This window comes from Shewanella chilikensis (assembly GCF_037953065.1).
Lineage (GTDB): Bacteria > Pseudomonadota > Gammaproteobacteria > Enterobacterales > Shewanellaceae > Shewanella > Shewanella chilikensis.
The window spans coordinates 3513418-3532799 of the sequence record NZ_CP149966.1 but is presented as its reverse complement, the minus strand read 5'-3'; the positions used below and the strand labels follow the sequence as shown (position 1 = coordinate 3532799).

The 19382-nt window shown below is 53.9% G+C and carries 20 protein-coding genes and 1 tRNA gene; 5 read left to right on the top strand and 16 right to left on the bottom strand.

All coding sequences use genetic code 11. The annotated features are described in order from the left end of the window. Positions 1–603: a disulfide bond formation protein B gene (locus WKR14_RS16075; protein WP_101055732.1), complete on the top strand. Its 603-nt coding sequence runs from the start codon at positions 1–3 to the stop codon at positions 601–603. A 75-nt stretch (positions 604–678) separates the two neighbouring features. Here WKR14_RS16075 and WKR14_RS16070 read toward each other — a convergent pair whose 3' ends face one another. Together WKR14_RS16070 and WKR14_RS16065 are read right to left on the bottom strand one after the other, a co-directional pair. After that, a complete protein-coding gene (locus tag WKR14_RS16070; protein ID WP_101055680.1) occupies positions 679–1098 on the bottom strand; it encodes a VOC family protein in 420 nt (139 codons plus the stop codon). Between the two features lie 42 nt (positions 1099–1140). Next, on the bottom strand, positions 1141–1743 hold the full coding sequence (locus tag WKR14_RS16065) for an NADPH-dependent FMN reductase (RefSeq protein ID WP_224867890.1): 603 nt from the start codon (positions 1741–1743) through the stop codon (positions 1141–1143). A gap of 139 nt (positions 1744–1882) precedes the next feature. Here WKR14_RS16065 and WKR14_RS16060 point away from each other — a divergent pair, with 139 nt between their 5' ends. Further along, positions 1883–2521, top strand: a complete 639-nt coding sequence (locus WKR14_RS16060) for a helix-turn-helix transcriptional regulator (RefSeq protein ID WP_101055678.1) — start codon at positions 1883–1885, stop codon at positions 2519–2521. Then, positions 2511–3224: a 16S rRNA pseudouridine(516) synthase gene (locus tag WKR14_RS16055; protein WP_101055677.1), complete on the top strand. Its 714-nt coding sequence runs from the start codon at positions 2511–2513 to the stop codon at positions 3222–3224. The genes WKR14_RS16060 and WKR14_RS16055 overlap by 11 nt, the downstream gene beginning before the upstream one ends. 15 nt (positions 3225–3239) lie before the next feature. On the opposite strand, the gene WKR14_RS16050 is transcribed toward WKR14_RS16055, so the two are convergent. Both WKR14_RS16050 and WKR14_RS16045 read right to left on the bottom strand, forming a co-directional pair. Further along, positions 3240–4322, bottom strand: a complete 1083-nt coding sequence (locus tag WKR14_RS16050; RefSeq protein ID WP_339086887.1) for a methyl-accepting chemotaxis protein — start codon at positions 4320–4322, stop codon at positions 3240–3242. A 137-nt stretch (positions 4323–4459) separates the two neighbouring features. After that, entirely contained in the window at positions 4460–5995 is a 1536-nt protein-coding gene (locus WKR14_RS16045) for an MFS transporter (protein ID WP_101055672.1), read from the bottom strand. 317 nt (positions 5996–6312) lie between these two features. Between WKR14_RS16045 and WKR14_RS16040 the strand changes: the two genes are divergently transcribed. Continuing rightward, a complete protein-coding gene (locus WKR14_RS16040; RefSeq protein ID WP_339086885.1) occupies positions 6313–6570 on the top strand; it encodes a DUF333 domain-containing protein in 258 nt (85 codons plus the stop codon). Between the two features lie 24 nt (positions 6571–6594). Here WKR14_RS16040 and WKR14_RS16035 read toward each other — a convergent pair whose 3' ends face one another. Beyond that, positions 6595–7152: an acyloxyacyl hydrolase gene (locus WKR14_RS16035; protein WP_101055668.1), complete on the bottom strand. Its 558-nt coding sequence runs from the start codon at positions 7150–7152 to the stop codon at positions 6595–6597. Positions 7153–7556: 404 nt separating this feature from the next. Further along, the gene (gene trpS / locus WKR14_RS16030; protein ID WP_339086883.1) at positions 7557–8558 is read right to left on the bottom strand and encodes a tryptophan--tRNA ligase; all 1002 of its coding nucleotides are present in this window, start codon (positions 8556–8558) and stop codon (positions 7557–7559) included. A gap of 336 nt (positions 8559–8894) precedes the next feature. Here trpS and WKR14_RS16025 point away from each other — a divergent pair, with 336 nt between their 5' ends. Further along, positions 8895–9494 (top strand): HupE/UreJ family protein, encoded by a 600-nt coding sequence (locus WKR14_RS16025; RefSeq protein ID WP_101055664.1) that lies wholly within the window; start codon positions 8895–8897, stop codon positions 9492–9494. Between the two features lie 74 nt (positions 9495–9568). Here the strand turns inward: WKR14_RS16025 and WKR14_RS16020 are convergent. The 10 genes from WKR14_RS16020 to surA all read right to left on the bottom strand — a co-directional run bounded on the left by WKR14_RS16020 (position 9569) and on the right by surA (position 19361). Further along, positions 9569–9645: transfer RNA gene (locus WKR14_RS16020), tRNA-Pro, on the bottom strand. A 112-nt stretch (positions 9646–9757) separates the two neighbouring features. After that, complete coding sequence (locus tag WKR14_RS16015) at positions 9758–10210, bottom strand: SufE family protein (protein WP_165565521.1); 453 nt, start codon at positions 10208–10210, stop codon at positions 9758–9760. Positions 10211–10213: 3 nt separating this feature from the next. Beyond that, complete coding sequence (locus tag WKR14_RS16010) at positions 10214–11428, bottom strand: cysteine desulfurase (protein WP_339086880.1); 1215 nt, start codon at positions 11426–11428, stop codon at positions 10214–10216. Between the two features lie 79 nt (positions 11429–11507). Continuing rightward, complete coding sequence (locus WKR14_RS16005; protein WP_101055658.1) at positions 11508–12548, bottom strand: NADP(H)-dependent aldo-keto reductase; 1041 nt, start codon at positions 12546–12548, stop codon at positions 11508–11510. Positions 12549–12848: 300 nt separating this feature from the next. Further along, positions 12849–14870: a HAMP domain-containing methyl-accepting chemotaxis protein gene (locus WKR14_RS16000; protein ID WP_339086877.1), complete on the bottom strand. Its 2022-nt coding sequence runs from the start codon at positions 14868–14870 to the stop codon at positions 12849–12851. Between the two features lie 97 nt (positions 14871–14967). Next, positions 14968–15789 (bottom strand): symmetrical bis(5'-nucleosyl)-tetraphosphatase, encoded by an 822-nt coding sequence (locus WKR14_RS15995; protein ID WP_165565517.1) that lies wholly within the window; start codon positions 15787–15789, stop codon positions 14968–14970. A 13-nt stretch (positions 15790–15802) separates the two neighbouring features. Continuing rightward, the gene (apaG, locus tag WKR14_RS15990) at positions 15803–16183 is read right to left on the bottom strand and encodes a Co2+/Mg2+ efflux protein ApaG (protein WP_025011370.1); all 381 of its coding nucleotides are present in this window, start codon (positions 16181–16183) and stop codon (positions 15803–15805) included. Positions 16184–16242: 59 nt separating this feature from the next. Continuing rightward, positions 16243–17049: a 16S rRNA (adenine(1518)-N(6)/adenine(1519)-N(6))-dimethyltransferase RsmA gene (rsmA, locus tag WKR14_RS15985; RefSeq protein ID WP_101055654.1), complete on the bottom strand. Its 807-nt coding sequence runs from the start codon at positions 17047–17049 to the stop codon at positions 16243–16245. A gap of 15 nt (positions 17050–17064) precedes the next feature. After that, positions 17065–18051: a 4-hydroxythreonine-4-phosphate dehydrogenase PdxA gene (pdxA, locus tag WKR14_RS15980; protein WP_071475819.1), complete on the bottom strand. Its 987-nt coding sequence runs from the start codon at positions 18049–18051 to the stop codon at positions 17065–17067. Positions 18052–18056: 5 nt separating this feature from the next. Beyond that, entirely contained in the window at positions 18057–19361 is a 1305-nt protein-coding gene (gene surA, locus WKR14_RS15975) for a peptidylprolyl isomerase SurA (RefSeq protein WP_339086874.1), read from the bottom strand. Between the last annotated feature and the right edge of the window lie 21 nt (positions 19362–19382).

The window sequence follows — 19382 nt, the reverse complement described above, 5'->3', positions numbered from 1 at the left end:
ATGAATCTTGTTAGCCGTTTGTTTGGGGAGTTTAAACAGGCTCCTTTATTAGCCCTGGGCCGCTGGCAGGCCCAGAGAGGTGTGTGGTTGCTGATGGCTGGAGCTGCGCTGTTTCTGTTGTTGTCGGCAATGGGGTATTTCCAGTGGTTCTTGGCGATGGATCCCTGTGAGCTCTGTGTTTATATTCGTTTTAGTCAGTGCTGTATCTTGATTGCCGGTATTGCCATGGCGATTAAGCCTTCCAGTCAATGGCTCAAGGTCTTGGGATTGGCGCTGGCTTGGTATGGTGTGATTCAGGGGATGCTCTGGTCAGTTGAGCTGCAACAGATACATGCCGCGGCGCACATGCTGGATGGTGGCGATATCTTTGCTACCGGCGGCGGTGGTGCCGCTTGTTCCACCGAGCCGCATTTCCCCTTGGGGTTACCGTTGCATGAATGGTTACCCTATGAGTTCGCGCCGACAGGGGGCTGTGGTGAAGATGATTGGTCACTGCTGGGAATGAATATGGCTGACTATTGCATCATAGCCTACAGCATTTTCAGCCTGGCGCTGGGTGCCGTCACCCTGGGCTGGTTATACAGTTTGTTTACCAAGAGGTGAATCAAGGCGGCTCCCCCACCCAGTGAGCGAAGGTGAGGGAGCCTGTAAGGTTATGTTTGACTGCCCTTAGCTTGCTTAGCTAGGGCGATTGCGCTGCTTTGGCAGATCGCTCAGGTACTGGACAAACTCCACTTCAAACCCGGCCGGGTCGATAAAGTACACATTGCGGCGCCAGGGCTCGTCGGCTCCGTCTTTATCTATGCTATAGCCAGCGTCCTGCAGGCGCTCGATCACCCCGTCTATGTCAGCAGTGACAAAGGCGAAGTGGGCCAGCCCGGGTTGATGACCGCTCAAGTCGCGGTTATTGCCTTCGCCATTATCGCTGAAAGCCAGGTATTGATAGTCATCACCGAAGTGGAGCCATTTTCGTGGCTTGCCATACCAGCTTCCTTCTCCTTGGCAGCGGATCTGCCAGTGAGGAAACGCGGCGCGGTAAAAATCCAGGGTCTTGGGCAGGTCTGCAACCACCAGGTTCAGGTGTTCCAGTTGTATCATTTGCGTTCTCCTTGGTATTTGTCCTTTATTTGGGCCTTTTGTTTACATGCCGTAGCAATATTCCTGTTGTTTGGGAAAGGGGGCGTCCCTGTGGGCAAAACGTATCTGTGCCAGTGCGGCTGCATACTGGGCCAACATATGCAGGCTATAGCTGATCCTTTCTCTTAATCTGGCATCGCGGATGCTGTCGCATTCGGGGTTGAGCATTTTCTCGACATCGCGGACGATCAAATGATCCGGAACGGCCACCAGTTTGTTGTTTTTCATGGCGTTCATTCTCAATTCACTGATGGGATAGGCGCCGCTTATGCCTGAGACAACCGCAACCAGTAGCACTGGCTTATGGGCCGTATGTTGGCTGTCACACATCAGCAGAAAGTTCTTCAGCAAAGGTGTCGCCATGCCGCCCCATTCCGGAGTGATAAGCACCAGAGCATCGGCCTCAGTCACCTTGGCTTCTATCCGTTGCCAGTCGGCGCCCTTGTTTTGTTGCTCACCATCCCAGAAGGGAAGATTGAAACCGCAGAGCTCCAAATGCTCCGCCTCTGCGAGCTGCTTGGTCTTTATTTCCCGGGTGATGAATTCTGCGACCTTGGCACTCTGGGATTGGAAACGTTGGCTGGAGCTGACGACTAGGTATTTCATGTTAAGTAAACCTTTTTGTTTATTTATCGTTTTATAAGGTATGTGCTTTACTTAATGATGTAAAGATAAAATAAACAAAAAAGTTTATTTATTCTGGATGCGGCGTCCTGATCCGGGCATAATCAGCGCTGGAGGTGCCATGAAGACCACAGACAAGATAGTCGATATTCTCAAGTTGAACGGAGCCCAGACGGCCCAAAGCCTGGCCGCAGAGCTGGGGCTGACCAGTATGGGGGTACGTCAACATCTGCAAGCCCTTGAAGCCGAGGGGCTGGTGCGGACCGAAGACAGGGCCGAAGGCCGCGGCAGACCTGCACGTTATTGGACGCTGACCGAGCAGAGTCGCTCGCTGTTTGCCGACCGTCACGATGAGCTGAGCCTACAGCTGATAACTTCAGTGCGTCAGGTCTTTGGTGACGAGGGCTTGGATAAACTCATCAGTCACAGAGAGCAGCAAAGCCTCGAGAGCTATTCGAGCCAGATGGCCGCTGCCGCTTCCCTTGCCGATAAGCTGGAATGCCTGGCCGAGATCCGAAGCCGTGAAGGCTATATGGCGCAGATTGAAGTGGACAGTACCGGCTTTTGGCTGCTGGAAAACCATTGTCCTATTTGTGCGGCGGCCACGAGTTGCCAGAACTTTTGTCGCTCTGAGCTGGCATTGTTCCGGCAGCTGCTGGGGCCTGAGGTGGAAGTCAGTCGCCGCGAACACATGCTGGATGGCTCACGTCGCTGTGCTTATCGGATTGAAGCTAAAGGTACTTTAAACGATGCGCAGTAAGAGGGGGCGGCTGGACAGGTTTCTCGCCGGGCAACTGAATATTCCCCGCAAACAGGCCAGGCAATTGCTTGTCGATGGCAGGGTTTGGCTCGATGACGAGCAGGTGTTTGCCGCAGACAGGCTTATCCATGAGTTCAGTCATATTCGTTTCGATGAGCAATGGCTGCAGCGGCAAAACCCTGTCTATTGGATGCTGAACAAGCCTGCCGGAGTAGTGAGTGCCACTCAAGATCCCGAGCATAAAACCGTACTCGACTGCCTGCCCCCGGCGGCATTGGTGCCGGGGCTGCATATCGCCGGCCGCCTGGATAAGCAGAGTACCGGGTTGGTGCTGCTCAGTAATGACAGCCGCTGGACCCAGGCGTTGACCCTGCCTTCATCGAGTAAGGCCAAGCGTTATCGGGTGCGTCTGGCCAATCCGCTGGATGACACTTATATCGAGGCTTTCAGGGACGGATTTTTCTTTGAGTTTGAAAACGTCATTACAGCGCCGGCCGAACTGAGAATTTTGGCAAGCCATGAGGCAGAGGTGATACTCACTGAGGGCAAATATCACCAGATAAAACGCATGTTCGGCCGCTTTCGTAACCCTGTGCTGGCGCTGCATCGCAGCCAGATAGGTCAGATAGTGTTGGATGACTCTCTGGCCGAGGGCGAAGCCAGAGAGTTGACCCGGGAAGAGGTGGAGTCGGTCGCTTACTGACGATTTTACTGACGGCTACTGAACTGCGGCGATAATGCTATCTATGGCCTGTACCACCTGCATACTGGCATCTTCCATCCGTTGCAGCGCCATCACCTGCTCTGTGGTGTCGCCGGCAGCGGCGTGCTCCAGCGCCTGGCGGCCACTCTCGTGCACCAATGCATGTGGCGCTTCCAACTCGCGGAAACCCGGGAGTGAGCTATAGAGGCTGGCGCCTTGTCCTTCGTAGTACCACTTACCCAAACGGCAGTCATGGTGGCTGTTTACCGGCTGATCAAAACACTGGTTTTGCAGCAGTTCATAGATATTCTGCTTCCATACCGCATGATCGAGCTTGGTGGTGTTGAGGAAAGACACAGTCGCGGCATGGCTGATCACCTGCTGCATCTGCGCCGATTGCGCCAACACCTGAGTGACCACAGTGTCTATCTGCACCGCTGAGCTGGCCACTTCATCGGCGCAGCCTTGGTTGTCATCTGTCAGGGTTCGTATGCTTTCCGACTGAGTGATGATCTGTTGCACCAACTGCTCTATCTGTTGGCTGGCGTCACTGGCCTTGGCCGCCAACTGCCGGACTTCATCGGCCACCACGGCAAAGCCGCGACCTGCCTCTCCGGCGCGGGCGGCTTCGATGGCGGCATTGAGCGCCAACAGGTTGGTCTGTGCCGAAATACCCTGAATGGCGCTGACAAACTGGCTGATGCTTTGGGTACTGGTATCCAGCTGCGCCACAGTGCTCAGGCTATGCTGTGACTGTGAACTGAGCAGATGGGCTCGCTCTCCCAGCCTGGCAACCGCGCTGCGGGTTTGCTCGAACAGGGCGTTGAGCTGCTGCAGTTTGCTCTGCTCCTCAAGCAGATGTCCGGCGTCTTCGGCCATGGCCTCGCGTACCGATTGCAACATGAGCCCACCCTGGTTCTGGCAGGCCAGCATGGCGGCGAAGTCGCGGTTTTGCGCCAGTGCCTGGTCCCTTTCCTGTTTGAGCTGCCCCAGTTGCAGCTGCAGTTGCTCCAGTGTCGCCTGGTGCTGCTGGCCCTGTTCCTCGAGTCGTTGTTTCAATGAATCTATCTGTCGGTGAAGACGATGGTTAAAAAGCATAAAACTTCCTTGGATACAAATGGTTGCATTCTATTTATGGCTATTTTAAGCATAGGATTTGGCCCGTTCCCTTGGCGGGATCAAGCTCTCATTTACAATCAATATATAAAAACGCCACCCTAAGGTGGCGTTTCCAATTAGGCTTGGGCTTGTTGCATTCTCAGCAGCCACTTACCGTAGATATAGATGCCGACGGCGGAAATGGTGCCTATGGCGCCTATGATGTACCAGGCCATACCTATGTTGTGGCTCTGGTAGAGGATTTCTGTCAGCTCGCGGCCACTTTGGCCGGTGAACTCAACCAGTTTATGAAAGGCTTCCCCCTGCGGAATGGCGGCCACATCGGTCTGTGACATGCCCTTATCCAGCAGCATCTCACGAGAGAAGATCTCTTTGGAGGCAAAAATTTCATAAAGTTTGGGGCCGAAATAGCCTTCCAGGCCCCAGCCAATGCCCTGTGGCAACATCACAAAGCCGAGGTACATGGCCTTCTTGCCTTCGGGGGCGATATTGCCCATAAACTCGTTCTTTTTTGGGCTTATCATCATTTCGCCGAGGGAGAACATGGCGATAGCCAACACGATAAACCAGGCCGCATGGGTGGCGCCAATCAACACAAAGGCAAATATAGACAGCAGACAGCCGGCCAACATGGCGCTGGTGATGCGGTACTTGGCGGTCAGGGCGGCTATCAGGAAGCAGCTGGTCATAATCAGACCCGCGTTGAGGTTGAGCATGCCTTCCGGCATGACCTTGGTGCCTTCGTTGTTCAGCCCGAGCCAGAATTGCAGTATGCCATTACTGGTGCCTTCAGGGCCAAACAGGCTGGTGACAATTACGCTGGTATCCACCCATTCGGCGATATGAATAGGCAGCACGTCAAACAGAGAGTTGAACAGGAACCAGAAGCCGGAGAACACCAGCATATAGTAGATGACTACCGGCTTTTTCAGCTCGCTCCAGGCATCTTTCCAAAGCATTTCCTGCTTGAGTTCGCCGGATTTGATCTTACGTTGCCGCTCCAGACGTTGCTCTTTACCCGGCTCTTTGTAAGTCAGCAGGAACAGGAAGTTGAGCGAGATAATGGCGGCGCAGGCGTAGAATACATTGTCCCAGGACAGCTGCCGCATATGCACTGCCACCAAGGGGCCAAGGAAGCCACCGATATTCACCACCTGATAGAAGATACCCCAGGCCATGGAGGTGTTGTTACGGTTGGTGGACAGCACCAGCGTCCCCTGGATGCCGGGCTTGAAGATGCCGGTACCGGCTGCCAGCAACATGGCGCCGAACAAAAAGCCCCAGAAGCTGGGGAAGAAGGCCATACAGAGGTAGCCACAGATCTTGATAATGGTTGAGGCAAAGATGGTCTCTTTGTAGCCGACCCTATCTGAGATCCCGCCGGTAAATACCGGCACAAAGGTCTGCAGTAAGGCCCAGACTGAAATAATGATACCGTAATCGCTGAGGCTGATACCTAGGCCACCTTCGGAAGCCGGTGCCTTGGCATAGAGTCCGGCACTGGCCTTAACGCCGTAGTAGGCGATACGTTCAACCAGTTCCATACCGCCGACCAGCCAGAAGATATAGCTTAAACTGGCGATGGAGGCCCACATTCCCAGTTGCTTGACTTCGCGCAGGTCATTGCCCGCACAGGAGTTGGAGTCGCTCATACTCTTCCCTTGTCTGTATTATTATGTTTGTAGGTCTTTTATCAATTGCAGGCTAATGCCTTGTATCAAAAAAGGTGATAACCGCGACACTTTACCCGCTTTACTGTCAAACACCAAAAAAACAAGCCTGATCAAATTGGAAAAATCACGATCTGCCTGGCAAAAACTGCTGCTCGTTTTTAACAATATTTATCATTTTCAATTTATTAACTTGGATAAATTGTTCGTGCCTTTGTAGCCTGAAGAGGGGGAGTGCTGACCGCGGACAATCTTTGGCTGCAATTGAGCGCGCCCAAGGGACTGAGTAAGGAGCCAAGATGCGAGTATTAACGGTAATGACTGTGGGCACTCTGTTGTTGTTGGGGGGCTGCTCTGAAGAGGCGGCAAAAACCGAGCCCGAGAGTCTGAAAGATGCTGTGGGAAGCCCTAATCCGGCAGCGGTATTTTGTGTCGAATCCGGCGGTAGGCTGCAGCTGATTCAGGAACAAAAGGGCACAATAGGCTATTGTCACCTGCCGGATGGCAGCATTGTGGAAGAGTGGGCCTATTTTCGGGCCAATCATCCGCTAAATTGATTGGCCCGATTCCCTAAAAAGGGGTTAGAAACGGTAGCTGTAGGCCAGGTTGACAAAGTCGAGCCCAGGGTTGGGCTTGCTGAGGCCGGCATTGGAATAATGCAGGTAGGTGATGGAGACAGTCTGTTTGCGCTCCCGGCCAAATTTGAAGGCAAAGCCCAATCTGTCTTCAAACTGATAGTGTGAGCCGACATCCTTACCGGCAAATTGGCTGTCATCCAAGAGGGCAAAGCCGATCCCGGCCTCCAGATAAAAGTCCAGCCACTGCCCCCTCATCAGCGGATATCTCAATATGGGTGACATGGCCAGCACATGATTGACATCATGCTGGTTATTTTCGCCATATTCCCAAAAGTTGATACTGGCTTCCAGGGTCAGTTCCAAATCTTCACTGATAGGTGTCAGGGTATCCAGATACAGCTGATAAGCCAGTTTGATACCGTTGGCCTGGCCTTCGCCATGGATATAGTTGATTGCCACGCCCTGTTCGGCGGCGTTGGCATCTCCCGGCAATATAGAGCCCGGCAATATCAAGCTGAGCATGAGTGCCAGCAAGGGGAATCGTTTCTGTGAGTGTTTCATCTCGTTTCTGCCTCTCGAATGATGTCGGCAGTTTAAATCCGTAAAATCATAACAATGTCGCCATAAAGGCATTTTTCTGAATAAATAGAACTATTTACCTGTGCCAAATCGAATGCAAACCGAGCCTTGTTTGGGGTAAGCAAATGAGGTGGTTAGATTCAGTTGGTTAAGGCCAAGTGGATTTAACGCCTTTAAGGGGTATTACAGAGGGGATCTCGCTGTATGTGACTATTCTAACTCTGTTGGTATGCCAGGATTAGTCACTCAGACGGTGACAGTGTGTTGCATCTTGGCGGGCAATGCCGGCCGGCGAAAAGTCCGACCGATTGCGCTGCGAGAGGCTCAGCCAAGGGGCGGGCTTATGGCCCCTTGGGCTGAGCTAGTACAGCTGAGTGACCCATTGGTTAGCGAAACAGATTAAGCCCCATGGCGGCTTTGACATCTTGCAGTACAGCATCACTGATGGCTCTGGCTTCTTCCGTGCCCCGCTGCAGTATCGCCAGCAGTTGCCCCTTGTCTGCCATAGCCTGACTGCGCCGTTCACGCATGGGCGCGAGTAACTCCTGCAGGCAGTCATTGAGTATCCGTTTGCACTTCATGTCCCCGAGGCCTCCTCGGCGATAATGGGCCTTGAGCTCGGCTACCAGCGCCTTGTCCGGGTGGAAAGCATCGAGATAACTGAACACCGTATTGCCCTCGACTCTGCCTGGTTCTTCCACCCTCAGATGGTTGGGATCCGTATACATGGAAAACACCGCTTGCTTGAGTTCGTCACTGCTCATTCCCAGTTCTATGGTATTGCCAAGGGATTTGGACATCTTGGCCTTACCGTCGAGCCCAGGCAGGCGGCCTGCGTCACTGAGAATAGCCTGACACTCCTTGAGCACTTCAGTCCCCACCAGATTGTTGAAGCGACGGACGATTTCATTGCTTTGCTCCAGCATGGGCAACTGATCTTCACCCACTGGCACATGAGTGGCGCGAAAGGCGGTAATATCAGCGGTCTGGCTGACGGGGTAGACCAGAAAACCCGCCGGTAGGCTGCGCTCAAAACCTTTTTGCTGAATTTCGGCCTTGACTGTGGGATTGCGCTCAAGCCGGGCAACCGTCACCAAGTTCAAGTAGATGCAGGTGAGTTCCGACAGCGCCGGTAGTGTGCTTTGCAGGCAAAAACGTGTCTTGATGGGATCCAGCCCGGCCGCCAGGTAGTCGGCCATGACTTCGAGAATGTTTTCGGTCACCTTGGCCGGGTTATGGCCGTTGTCGGTTAAGGCTTGATAGTCGGCAATCATCACGTTCTGATCGAACTCGTCCTGAACTTGGACTCTTTGCCTGAGTGAACCGACATAGTGACCGATATGCAGTTTGCCTGTGGGTCTGTCGCCTGTGAGTATGATCTGTTTCATCTTGTTCTCCTTGAAATTGCCGGAGCCATAAGACGTACAGATACACAAAGGCCGCCTTATGGCGGCCCGGAAGATATGATTTTACCTATGTTTAATCCTGACGCCGCCGGTTTGGGCTGCGCCACCAAGTCTGTAGCATGAGCAGTGAGTCTGCTGGGGAATACATAGGCTTTGAAATAACAATCGATTTAAAGACCCAAGGATAGTAAGGCTTGAGTCTGTGTTATGCAAGTTAATAAAGCTGGGTTATTTGTCAGGAGTTTGTGCCAGGTCAAGCATTTTCTGGCCCTAAGGTATAAAGTTAAAGCATAGTCACTCGGCAAGTGAGAGGTGCTTATGATGCGGTCCTTGTTTGCTGGCAGATCTTGGCTGTTCTTGGGTGTTGGCGCCAGTCTGCTGTTGTCGTTGGGGGTTGTGGGACGCTTTCCCGAGCAGGTGATGCAACTCAACCCATTGATGTTGTTGGCCAGTCTGCTGGTGGCTGTAGGAGTCGGCGTCTGGTCGGCGCAGCTTGGCGGCAAAGCCTTGTGGGTGGTGCCGCTATCTTTTGTGCTGGTGATGTTGGCCGGCACTTTGACGGCGCAAACCTCTGTGGCGCTTATCGTCAGTAAATCCTTTGTTCTCCTGTCCATGTTTGTGCTCGGCATGTTGATTGCCGGCAATATCTGTTTTGCCACCCATATCGCTGCGGCCATGGTTGCCATGTTGGCATTTGCTCATGGCTACACCCTGGGCAGCACCAATCTGGGCGTAGCCGACTGGACCCTCAGTGGCTCCAATTTGTTTTTGGGCTATCTGGTGGGGATCGGCGCGACTGTGTTGATCCTCAGCATGGTGGGGGAGGTAACCTGTAAAGTGCTGGCCAAGAAACAACTGCAATACGTGCTCGGCACTTGTTTGTTGCTGGCCGGCTTGATGATGGTTGTGGCAGTGTGACGAAACAGAAACAACAAGGGCAAGTTCAATGAACCTGCCCTTGAGTCTTTATGCCGCTTGGGTAGCGGTTTGATTGGTCGGAGCGACAAGATTCGAACTTGCGACCCCTGCCTCCCGAAGACAGCGCTCTACCGGGCTGAGCTACGCTCCGACTCTGGAACCAGATGGTAAGTGAAGCTTAATTGGAAAAATGCCAACCAGGCCGCAAAATTATTCTCCGATGTGAGCTGGATAGTTGAAACGCTGAAAAAATCAGCATGCCATTACTCTCGGCTGAGCTCGATGATCCTGCTTATCAGGGCATAGAGGCCGTTGCTGCGGGATGGGCTCAGTTGCCCCTCCAAACCCAGTCGCTTGAGATAAGCCTTGGGCTCAAATTGCGCCAGGGTTTGGCTGTCGCTGTTATTCACCGCATGCAGCAACAGGGCAATTAGCCCCTTGACGATGCGGGCCTCGCTGTCGGCAATAAACAGATGTTTGCCCTCGACTTGGCAGTGGTAGAGCCAGGCGGCGCTTTCACAGCCGCGTACCCGGGCGGTTTCTGTTTGCAGCTCGGGTGGCAGGGCCGGCAACAGTTTGGCTCCTTGCATCAACTGGCGGTATCTGTCCTGCCAATTATTGGCTGAGGAAACGGCTTCAAATAAGTCGGCCAGGGGCGCCTGGGTTTGCTTGGCAAACTGGATAAAGTCGGCAGCAGTGAGTGTTTGCTCTGTCATGGTTCAGTATCCCAATAGTTCGGCGCTTGCCTTTAAGGCATCGAGAAAACGTTTGATATCTTGCTCATCAGTGTAGATCCCCACAGAGGCCCGGCAGCAGCCCTTGATACCCATCAGCGACATCAGTGGCATGGCGCAATGATGGCCGCAGCGTACCGCTATGCCTTGTTGATCCAGCAGTATGCCTACATCCTGGTGATGCTCACCCTTGAGGTTAAAGGCCACGGCGCCCAGATTATCCCTGTGAGCGCCGTAAAGTTCGACCCCGGCAATGGCGGATAACCCCTGTTGCAACTTGCTTAGCAGTTTTTGTTCGGCAAGTGCCAGGGCTTGTCTGTCCTGCTGTTTTAGAAAGGCGACGGCCTCTCCCAGACCTATGACCTCGGCTATCGGCGGGGTGCCGGCCTCGAGGCGGTTGGGCAAGTCGCCAAATGTACTGCCTTGGAAACTGACGGTTTTTATCATCTCACCGCCGGTCAGCAGTGGCTCCAAGGTGTCGAGCAATTCATAGCGGCCCCAGAGTACGCCTATGCCGCTGGGGCCATACATCTTGTGGCCGGAAAAGGCATAAAAGTCGCACCCCAGTTGCTGCATATCCAGCGGCAGATGGGCGGCGGCCTGGGCACCGTCCACCACACTGATGGCGCCGGCGGCGCGAATATCCTGACACAGGGCTTGTATGTCATTGACTGTACCCAATACATTGGAAACATGGCTGAGGGCCACCAATTTGGGCTTTTGCTGGAGCAGCAGGCTAAAGGCCGCCTTATCGAGGCGCAGATTTTTATCCAGTGGTATGGGGTCCAGCCTGGCACCACTGCGTTTGGCCAGTTGTTGCCAGGGCAGCAGATTGGCGTGATGAGCGCAGCTGTCGACCAGAATGAGGTCATCCTTGCCAAAGCGTTTACCAAGGCCCCAGGCCAGCAGGTTGATGGCTTCGGTGGTGCCATGGGTGAAGATAATTTCTTCCCGCCGAGCGGCATGGATAAAATGCTGCAAGGCATCACGCACAGCTTCGTAGGCCTGGGTCGCCCGGGCGGAAAGCTGATGGGCCGCTCTGTGCACATTGGCGCAATCTTCACGGTAAAAACGCGCCATCGCTTCCAGCACCCGCTGAGGCTTTTGGCTGGTGGCGGCCGTGTCGAGATAGACCAGGGGATAATCCCCCAGCATTTGGGTGAGCGCGGGAAACTGGGCGCGCAACTGTGGAGTGCTCATTGCTGTGGATCTTCAATCAAAAGGGCGCACAGATCTTTATGGATTTGTGCGCCCAATGCAAGGCGAAATATCTCAGCCCTTAAGGACAGGGCAGGCGAAAGCGGCTCGACAGCGAGTTGAGTTCATTGAGCAGTTCATCACTCAGCTTAAGCTGCGAGGCGGCAATGTTCTCCTTTAACTGCTCCAGATTGGTGGCACCTATGATATTGCTGCCCACAAAGGGACGGGAGTTGACGAATGCCAGTGCCATCTGCGCCGGACTCAGGTGGAATTTTTGGGCCAGCTTGACGTAGGCTTCGGTGGCCTCAAGCGCCAACTCGGTGCCGGTATAGCGGGCGAAGCGCTTGAACAGGGTCAACCTGGCACCTGCTGGCCACTGACCGTCGAGATACTTGCCTGTGAGGGTACCGAAGGCCAATGGCGAGTAGGCCAGCAGTGGCAATTCTTCGCGGTGGCTTATTTCACTCATGCCTACTTCAAAGCTGCGATTCAGCAGGTTATAGGGATTCTGCACGCTGACAATTCGCGGCAGGCCATGTTTCTCGGCCAGTTGCAGGTATTTCATCAGGCCCCATGGGGTTTCGTTGGAAACCCCGATATAGCGCACCTTGCCGGCGCGGATCACTTCGCTCAAGGCTTCCAGGGTATCCAGGATGGGAGTCATCGACTCCTGCTCCTGCTGCTCATAGAAGAGTTCGCCGAAGAAGTTACAGTTTCTGTGGGGCCAGTGGATTTGGTAGAGATCGATACAGTCTACGCCCAGGCGCTGCAATGATGCATCCACCGCCAGCTGGATATTGCGCCAGTCCAGTGCCATTTTACTGCGGATATAGTCACTCTTGCCGCCGGGAGCCGCCACCTTGGTGGCTATCACCAGGTTGTCTCTGTTGCCGCGGGCCTTGAGGTAGGCGCCAAGGATGCGTTCGGTCTCACCCTGAGTTTCGGGTTTTGGCGGCACCGGATACATCTCGGCAGTGTCGATAAAGTTAATCCCTTCGGCTAGGGCCATATCCAACTGGTCGAAGGCGTCGGCCTGGCTGTTTTGCTCGCCCCAGGTCATGGTGCCGAGGCACAGTTTGCTCACTTCCAGAGTGGAGTGGGGGATACGTCTGTATTCCATTGAAAGCTCCCGCTAATTTCCTTATCTGCAAGCTAACAAGCGACAGAGGTTGATTGTCAATAAATAAAACAGGTTTTTGTGTCACTTTTGTTGCTTGTGCCCGTTGCTGTAGAGAGGCGAAACACAGAAGTAATCGATGAGGGAAATAACCAATGACGAACTTATACCTTGTTTGAGCCCCTAAAGCTTGGTTCTGCTTTGGAGTCTGTGGGGTGTCAATCCACCGACCTCAGGATTGAGCGCCGAATTTTTTCTCTATTCAGACGATAAAACATTCTCGGCTCAGGCCAACTATTGGCATTAAACTTTGAACTCGCCAACGGAAGCCTGCAACTCTTCGGCGAGTTGTGCTACCTGGTGACTGGATTGGGCGGTTTGTTCGGCGCCTGAGGCAGTTTCTTCCGAGATCAGCGCGATCTGTTCCAGTTTTTCTGAAACCTGTTGACTGACCTGGTTCTGCTCCTGAGCCGCGTTGGCGATTTGGGTGCCGGCATCAAAGGCTTGATGTACAGATGTGCTGATGGCTTCCAGAGCCTGATTAGCTTGCTCTGTCTTGGCGACGCAGGAGTTGGTCTGGGCGCGCCCCTGTTCCATGACAGCGACTGCTTCTTGGGTGCCTGTTTGCAGCACCTGGATCATCTGCTGGATCTCTTGGGTCGACTCCTGGGTACGGGATGCGAGATTGCGTACCTCATCGGCGACAACGGCAAAGCCGCGTCCCTGTTCACCGGCCCTGGCGGCCTCGATGGCGGCGTTGAGTGCCAGTAAATTGGTCTGCTCGGCAATGCCACGAATCACATCCAGAATTGAGCCTATGGCGTCACTGTCGGAGTGCACCTTGTTAATCACTTCTCCTGCCTTGGCAACTTCCTCAGCCAGCGCTTCTATGGTGCGACGGTTTTCCTCGGCAATGATTCGCATATGCTGAGCTTTTTCATCGGCCTGTTTAATCTGGCTCAGGGCGTGATCGGCGCTGTGGGATACCTGCTGGGCACTGGAGCTCAGCTCTGTGGTGGCTGTGGCTACCTGATCCACCTGACTCTTCTGCTCCTGGATCCCGATAGTGGTTTGTGAGGTGACCGCCGAGGTTTGTTCGGCAGCGGCTGCCAATTGGTTAGATCTATCCAAAATGCCGCGAATAAGGCCTCTGAGACTGTCGATAAGGCGGTTACAGTTGCGGGAAAGCTCGGCAAACTCATCCTGGCCAGAGTCGTCCAGCTTATGGGTCAAGTCACCGGAAGCGAGGATATTCAATGCTTGATTGATACGGTTGAGTGAGGCGGTAAGAGGTTTCACCACGGCAATACTCACTGCGATGGCAACCACTATTGCCACCAGAACCACCAAAAGGGTCTGCATACTGGCCGAGTCGATACTAGCCAGGGTTTTGGCGTTGATCTCATTGGTCAGGGTTTCGATGGCTCCGGAAAGGGCAGCCATTGCCTGATTGACATTTTGTTTGTCGGTTTCCACCTGAGCCAGTGCTGCCTGAGTACTGGCTTGAAGTTCAAGTTGGGTCGCTTTCTGGGCCTGAATCGAGTTATTGCCCTTAAGATGCTGGCTGAGCTTGCCAAGCTCGGCGTTTATTTCGCTGAGCACATCGGCATCAATGACGCCGGCGCCATGGCGACCGATGTACTCCAGTTTGGCCTCGGCTTCGTTGCTGATATAGCTGAGTTCTTTGACTATGATTTCGTACTTGCTGCGCTCTTCGGTAGCCACCAGATCGTAAACAGTGCTGATCACATTGGTGACATTGCTGTCCAGTGCTGCAGCTGAGGCGGCAATTTCCCGCTCAGTGGTGTTTTCACTTTGCTCAAGATCCATCAGGTCCAGCAGCAAACTGGCGGCATCATCGGCGGTTGTTTCCAGTTGATCTCGCTGTTCATTGAGGCTTTCCTGCTGTTCCAGCGCTCTGAGGTGGTCAGCCATCATGCGTTCGCTGGTGTTAATAAAAGCCTGATAATTGCGCTCTACCTGGGGCAGGATCTCTTTGAGCCCGGGCTCCTGCTGTACCAGCTTCGACAGACTGGCAAATTGCGCCTTGAAGCTTTGCTTTTGACTGGCAAACTGCTGTTGGAGCGGCGGAAGCTTATTGGCCTTGGTGACATGGTAGCCTACCAGAACCAATCTTTGTTGTTCGCTGAGGGTCTCACTCAGCGAGCCGGTTGATTTCAGTGCCGGAATACTCAGTTGTTGCAGAACTTCGGTGGTGTTTTTCAGTTCATTGTTGGTGAACCAGGAAACAGCACCAAGCAGAATCAATAGCAGGGTGACTAAGGCAAACCCTGCTATGACTCGGGTTGCTACGTTCAACTTCATAGGCTACTCCGGAAAAGGTTATGGTTTTTCTCTTGGAAAAATCTTTTAGTTTTCATAGGCACGTTACCAATTGGTTATCGGCGTATGTTTGCTAAGCTTAACCTTTTTTTAACCTGGATTGGGTAATTTTTTGATTGGTTTCCAGGTGCCAGAGTGTTAGGTGTTCTCCCCAACAGCAGCCGGTATCCAGCGCCTGCAGTTTTTTACCGTCGACTTTACCCATCAGGGCGGCCCAATGGCCAAAGACCTTGGTGTAGTCAGCGGTGTTGGATGGGAATAAAAACCAGGGTTTGAGATTGGGGTCGTCACATTTGGTCGGCGGCACTTTGCAACTGAAATCCAGAGTGCCGTCGAGATAGAGGTAACGCATCCGGGTCAGGGCGTTGATACAGTACCTGAGTCTGGGCAGGCCGCTGAGCGCATCAGACCAGTCTTCCGGCTCTTCTGTGTACATCCGGGCGATGAGACTGTCTAAATAGTCGGCTCGCTGCAACGCCTGGCTGACGGCATTCGCTTCCTGGCGTAAGGTTTGGATATCCCACTGGGGCGGCACGCCTGCATGGGTCATGATGAGTTTATGCTCGGGCAACTCGCGCATTAGGGGCTGGCTTCGAATCCAGTCGATGAGGCTGCCGATATCCGCCGCTTCCAGCAGCGGTTGCAGCTTGTCGCTGGGTTTGACCCGTTTGAGCCCGGCCTTTACCGCCAGTAGATGCAGATCATGGTTACCCAGCACAGACTTGGCCGAATCGCCGAGGTCGCGGAAGAACCTCAAGGTCGAGAGAGAATCCGGACCGCGGGCGATCAGATCGCCGACCGCCCAAAGCTCGTCCCTGGAGGGATTAAAATCGACTTTCTCCAGCAGGCGTTGCAACTCGTTGAAACAGCCCTGAATATCGCCGACAAAATAGTGAGCCACTGTTATCTGCCCATCAGTGTACCTGGCCGGGTACGGCCAGGCGGAAAGGAGGGATCTGGGCGTAGAAACTCTCGCCCGCATCGGTTTCCATCAGATAACGGCCTTCCATAAATCCCAGCGGCGTTTCCAGCACTGTGCCGCTGCTGTATTGGTAGGCGGTATTGGGCTTGATCCTCGGGGTCTCACCGACGACACCGGCGCCCTGGACTTCACTTTGTTGGCCATTGCCATCAGTTATCACCCAGTGGCGACTCTTGAGGGTCGCTGCCTCATCACCCAGGTTGATAATAGTGATGGTGTAACTGAAAAGATACTTGTCTTCATCCGGCGCGGACTGGTGTTCTATATACTGGGTCTGCACCTCGACTCTGATACGGCTCTTCTGGGGATTCATCTTAAGTTCCTGGCCAAAATCTCTGATGGAAAGGAAGGACGCCGCCCGGCGTCCGGATGTTATGCCTGACGGTCGCTCAGCAAGTTGGCGATGGCAACATATTGCTCGACGCTGATCTGCTCGGGTCTGAGGCCGGGATCAATTCCCAGGGCCTCATAATCGGCATCATCAAGTAGCCCCTTGAGGTTATTTCTCAGGGTCTTGCGGCGCATGTTGAAGGCGGTGCTGGTTACCTTGCTGAGCATGGCAACGTCTTTGGCCGGCCAGGGTTTGGTTTCATAGGGCACCAGGCGCACCACGGCGGAATCGACCTTAGGTGGCGGCGTGAAGCTGCCCGGTGGCACTTCCAGTACCGGCACTATCTGGCAATAATATTGGGCCATGACGGTCAGGCGGCCATAGGCCTTGCTTCCCGGGCTGGCCGAAAGCCGCAACACCACCTCTTTTTGCAACATGAAGTGCATGTTGGTGATCTGCTCGGCGTATTCGAACAGATGGAACATCAGCGGTGTGGAGATATTGTATGGCAGGTTACCGAAGACCTTGAGCTTCTTGCCTTCTACCATCAGTTTGTTGAAGTCAAACTGCAGGGCATCACCCTGATGAATTTCCAGTTTGTCTTTCAACACAGGATGCTGCTTTAGACGCTCCACCAGATCTCTGTCCAGTTCGACCACGGTCAGCTTGTCGATGGCGCTGGCCACAGGTTCGGTCAGAGCCGCGAGACCCGGGCCGATTTCGACCATGACATGCTCATTATCCGGGGCGATAGCCGCCACAATACGGTTGATCACATTGTCATCGGTCAGGAAGTTTTGTCCGAAACGTTTTCTGGCGGTATGGCCTAAGTGTACTTTATTGCTCATTGATACTCAGTTGGATCAGTTTTTACCGGCCAGTTCTATGGCCTTGTTGAGTGCACAGACGAAGCTGCCGATATCGGCCTTGCCTGTGCCTGCGAGTTCCAGCGCCGTGCCATGATCCACCGAAGTGCGGATATAGGGCAGGCCCAGAGTGATATTAACCGATTTGCCAAAGCCTTGTGACTTGAGCACAGGCAGGCCTTGGTCGTGGTACATGGCCAGCACCACATCGGCGTCTTGCAGATACTTGGGTTGGAACAGGGTATCGGCAGGCAGGGGGCCTATAATGCGCATCTGCTCCTGCTCTCTGAGCTCGTTCAGCGCCGGGATGATCACATCCAGCTCTTCCCGTCCCAGATGGCCATCTTCACCGGCATGGGGGTTGAGGCCACAGACATAAATCTTGGGGTTGTCCAGGGCAAACTTATTCACCAAGTCCTGATGCAGTATCTTAATGATCTGATGCAGGCGTTCGCGGGTGATCGCCTTGGAAACGTAAGCCAGTGGAATGTGAGTAGTCACCAGGGCTACCTGCAGACCAGGGCAGGCGAGCATCATCACCACATCCTGGCAACCGGCCTGATGGGCAAAAAACTCGGTATGCCCGGAAAAAGGGATCCCGGCCTGATTGATAATGCCCTTGTGGACCGGGCCTGTCACCACGGCATCAAACTCGCCGTTCATGTTTTTTTCACCCGCATAGCGTAGGGTGTCGACCACATAGGCGCTGTTTTGCTCATTGAGCACGCCGCAGCGAGGCTCACAGGCCATGGGGAAGGGCACTATGGTTAAACTACCGGCTTGTTGTGGTTTGGCTGCTTGGCTTGGCTGATAAGGCTTGAGCTGGAGACTGAGCCCCAGCATCTTGGCGCGCGCCTGCAATAAGGCAGGATCCGCGCACACAACCAGCTCGGCCGGCCAGTCGCGCTGCGCCAGCTGTACTACCAGATCCGGGCCTATGCCGGCAGGCTCTCCGGGGGTAATGGCAATACGTTTAATATCCAAGCGACTTAACCTCTATCAGTTTCTGGGTCGAAGAGTTCAATGTATGCGTCGGCCCGCATTTCGTCCAGCCAGTTTTGTAACTCTTCATTGAATTTGCGGCGGAAGATCAACTGATGCGCACGGTTGGTGTTGAACTGATCTGTGGCATCTGTCTTGCGTCTCTCTTCCAATTGAGTGATGTGCCAGCCGTGAGTTGAACGGAACGGCTCACTGATTTCACCCTGCTTCAGGCTGTTAAGTGTCTGGGCGAACTCGGGCACATAAATGCTTGGGTCGGCCCAACCCAGCTCACCGCCTTTGGTAGCACTACCGGGATCTTCCGAGTACTGGCGCGCCAGATCTTCAAACTTGGCTTCGCCGCTGCGGATCTGTTTGAGGAACTGTTGCAGCATCGCCTTGGCTCTGTCTTCAGACAGAATCGGTGACGGCTTGAGCAGGATATGGCGGGCTCTGACTTCCTCGACTTCTTTGGTCTGCAGGCCGCGGGCGTCCATGATCTTGATGATATGGAATCCGGCACCACTCTTGATAGGGCCTATGATGTCGCCTTTCTTGGCATCTGTGATCACTTCGGCAAACAGGGTAGGCATCTCATTGATGTTCATGTAATCCCAGATACCGCCTTCCAGTGCCTTGGGACCGGCGGAAGAAGCGATGGCGGTTTCACGGAAGTCGGCACCGGATTTCAGGCGCTCCAGTACGGCATTGGCACGCTTGCTGGCTCCTTCCAGTTGCTCTGAAGTGGGGTTGGAAGGCACTTCAATCAGAATGTGGCCAACCTGGTATTCCACGTCTTTCAGGCCCTGTTCCTTGATCAGCTTCACCAGGTTATTGATCTCCTGGGGTGAAACCTGAATTCGGCGCTGTACTTGAATACGCTGGATCTCACCTATGGTTACTTCTTCACGCAGTTGCTCGCGGTATTGGCTGAAGCTGCTGCCATCGGCTTCAATTTCGGCGCGCATCTGGGCGACAGTCATGTTCTGTTGCTTGGCAATGTTTTCTATGGTTTGGTCCAGCTGCAGATCCCCGATATGCAGGCCGATACGGTCTGCCATCTGCAGTTGCAGACGGGTCAGGATCAAACGCTCAATAACCTGGGTACGCAGTGCCTGATCTGAAGGCAGACTCTGGCCGGCGGCTTTGGCGTTGGCCTTGACTGTGTCGACCATGTTCTGGACTTCACTTTCCAGCACTATGCCGTCGTTGATTTGCACCGCAACGCGATCCAGCAGTTGTGGTGCAGCCAGGGAAGCCTGGCTCATGACTAGAGCAAAAAATCCAAAAATCAGTTTCTTACAGGGTTTCATCCACAAAATCCTTGCCACATT